This is a genomic window from Terriglobales bacterium, from assembly GCA_035624455.1.
Lineage (GTDB): Bacteria > Acidobacteriota > Terriglobia > Terriglobales > Acidobacteriaceae > DASPRM01.
The window spans coordinates 1-2,832 of record DASPRM010000010.1 but is presented as its reverse complement, the minus strand read 5'-3'; the positions used below and the strand labels follow the sequence as shown (position 1 = coordinate 2,832).

Genomic DNA, 2,832 nt, shown 5'->3' with positions numbered 1-2,832 from the left:
AAGCGTTTTTCAAGACGCGCCTCGTCGGCTTTCGGCCTTCCTGAGACGAAACCGATCCGCCCGCCGCGATGGCTTGACCCAAAATTAATTAATTAGATACAGGATCTCGGTGCCGGGTCGAGTCCGGTCTCGGGCGTGGTTTCAGGGCAGAGCAGCGGAATCTCACAACCGAAGCCCCATGGGTGATCCCCTCGAGTTGGTTGGACGTTCCTGGGAAAGGAGAGCCGCTCGCCTGGAAACAATGGGAGAGTTTGCCTTCAACGGCGGAGATTTGTCGCAGCTTCCTCGAAATACCCGGCTGGGACTATATTAGGCTTTCGTAAAACGAAATAATGATTATAGAAAGCCGTACCGTTTGAAGGTCATTAACATTGCGCGCATTTATCCGCATCTTGGTTCTGGAGCAAGACTATGGAAAGTACTCAATTCGATCTAACGTCGCTAACTGCTGATATCGTGTCGGCGTATGTAGCGCATAACGCGCTTACCGGTGAGAAGATTCCCGAGCTTATCAGCTCCGTCTATGGCGCTTTGAGCAGAGCCTCTCGCCAGGCCGTCGAACCGGAACCAGTGGAATTGAAGCCCGCCGTAGCGATCAAGAAATCGGTGACGCCCGAGTACATCATTTGCCTTGAAGACGGCCAGAAGTTCAAATCCCTCAAGCGGCACTTGAAGACCCACTACGATATGTCTCCGGAAGAGTACCGGGAGAAGTGGGGACTGCCGCGCGATTATCCGATGGTTGCTCCGAGCTACGCCGCTGCGCGCTCTGATCTGGCCAAGAACATGGGACTGGGTAGACGTGGTGGCGCAGTAGTGGCTGCTGAACCTGAGGCGCCTACGCCGGTCGCTGTGGAAAAGCCGAAGGGGCGTGGCAAGCAAACCAGGATAGCAAGCAACGGGTCGCCGAAGTAGACCTGCCCTCAGTCACAAGACCTCGTAGACGGCCGGTGCACGTGCAGAGCCACTGCGCACGGTTCTGATGAGCTGTTTCTTTTCGAGCGATTGCAGCACCGAATGGAGCGATCCGAGCGGTATCTGTGCCGTTCGTGCGAGATCGGCGGCTTTCGCGGCAACCTGCTTATGCTCATCCATCTTTGCGCGAAGCGTTTCCATCACGGCGCTTTGGCGAGGACTGATTTCCGCTTTTGCCGTTGTTAGCTCAGCGCGTCGTTGTGCCGGTTCGGCTTGCGGCTCAGCAGATCGGCTGTTTTCTCTGTCGGCGTAGTCTCGGGCGAGAGCGGCATCGTAGAAAATTGCGATCACTTCAAGGAGTTGGGGCTTGCGTGGATCCTGCTTCACGACGGCGACAGAACCGTCTTCGAACGTGACGATACTCATACGTAGTTCCTTTTTTGCGAGCGAACGCCATCCAGCGGGTCTAATAATGAATATAACTCAGTCAACGGAATTCCCTCAAATGTCAATATGGCGAACTACACCGGCAGGGTGATTCAAAGAACCGCGGGCAATGCGGGGTGACAAAGCGGGCAAATCAGATTCTGTAGGGGAGCCACGAAGATAGGGGGTGGCTTCATGGCGATATCTCTATGGGATGTTCTTGGCTCGATCATGGACAGGCGGGGCCGCAAGGGGCGGCAGTTTCCGCTACAAGCGATTCTTGCCATTGCGGTTGCGGCGATGCTGGCCGGGGCCAACGATCTGCGGGCTATTTTCCGCTGGGGGCGGCGGCTGAAACCGGAGGCGCTTGCGCTGTTTGGTATTGAGCGCGCGCCGTGTCACGCCACCTATCACTATGTTTTTCAATCGCTTGACGGTGATGATCTGGCCAAGTCCCTTGGCAGGTTCGCGCGTGGCGATAGCGCCCCTGGGCATATCGCCATCGACGGCAAGACACTCAAAGGCAGCCGGAGGCTCGATGCAAAAGCGCTGCACGTTTTGTCCGCCTTTGCCACCAGTCTATCCGCGGTCATTGGCGATATCGTGGTGGAACCCGGCCAGAATGAAATCACGGCCGCACTCAAATTCCTGAAGGAATTGCCCCTTGAAGGTGCTGTTATTACCGGTGACGCGATATTCTGCCAGCGGGAAATCTGCAAGGCCATTGACGATGGCAGAGGCGATTACCTGTTCGTGGTGAAAGACAATCAGCCGGAACTGAAGGCTGCCATCGCCGAAAGCTTCGGCGCCCTTTCCCCCTGCGGGTCCCGCCGTTCCGCCACCTGATTTGAAGACGGCGGAAACGGTTGAGAAGGAGCATGGCCGCCTTGAGATACGCAAAATCGCGGTCAGCGCCGAAGTGGTTCCTCACCTTGAATGGCCTGCCGCCTCCCAGGTTGCGCGCATCGAACGCACCCGCGAAATTGACGGAAAAATCAGCAAGGAAACAGCCTATATCGTCACCAGCCTGACCGCAGCCGAGGCCAGCCCAGAGCGCTTGCTGGAACTGACGCGCACTCATTGGGCCATAGAAAACCGGTTGCACTACGTGCGCGATGTCTCGTTCAACGAAGACCGCTGCCGTGTGCGCTCGGGAGCACGCGCGCTCGCAGCCATCCGCAACTTGGTGCTGCATCTCATCCGTTCCGCCGGGATGCCCGTGCCGGAGGCCCGCGAAAACTTCCGCGAAGATCGCAATCAGGTCATCGCTCTCGTCACCGGCAGGATTCTTTGAATGGCCCTGAATCGCCGGCTCTTTGGACGCGGCCGAAGGCGGTGCGTGACACTCAAGGTGCACGAACCTGCGTCCGTTTGACACAAAGCGTGCTTGACCAATGTCAAGGGCTGCCGGTCCACCAGGCGCCTACTAATTAGGCAGCGGTTCCTCGAACCTGCAACGGAGGATAAAGCGCCATGGCCGTCAAGTCCCGC

At 57.3% G+C, this 2,832-nt stretch carries 2 protein-coding genes and 1 pseudogene; 2 read left to right on the top strand and 1 reads right to left on the bottom strand.

Annotation, left to right across the window (positions count from 1 at the left end):
* The first annotated feature begins 411 nt into the window (after positions 1–411).
* The gene (locus VEG30_00970) at positions 412–915 is read left to right on the top strand and encodes a MucR family transcriptional regulator (GenBank protein HXZ78470.1); all 504 of its coding nucleotides are present in this window, start codon (positions 412–414) and stop codon (positions 913–915) included.
* 12 nt (positions 916–927) lie between these two features.
* On the opposite strand, the gene VEG30_00965 is transcribed toward VEG30_00970, so the two are convergent.
* Positions 928–1,341 (bottom strand): hypothetical protein, encoded by a 414-nt coding sequence (locus tag VEG30_00965; GenBank protein ID HXZ78469.1) that lies wholly within the window; start codon positions 1,339–1,341, stop codon positions 928–930.
* A gap of 209 nt (positions 1,342–1,550) precedes the next feature.
* On the opposite strand from VEG30_00965, the pseudogene VEG30_00960 reads away from it, so the two are divergent.
* Positions 1,551–2,539 (top strand): annotated as a pseudogene (locus tag VEG30_00960) (ISAs1 family transposase).
* Positions 2,540–2,832 lie beyond the last annotated feature (293 nt).

Coding starts and splice junctions, on each gene's coding strand:
- VEG30_00970 (HXZ78470.1), top strand. CDS start 412: ATGGAAAGTACTCAATTCGATCTAACGTCGCTAACTGCTGATATCGTG.
- VEG30_00965 (HXZ78469.1), bottom strand. CDS start 1,341: ATGAGTATCGTCACGTTCGAAGACGGTTCTGTCGCCGTCGTGAAGCAG.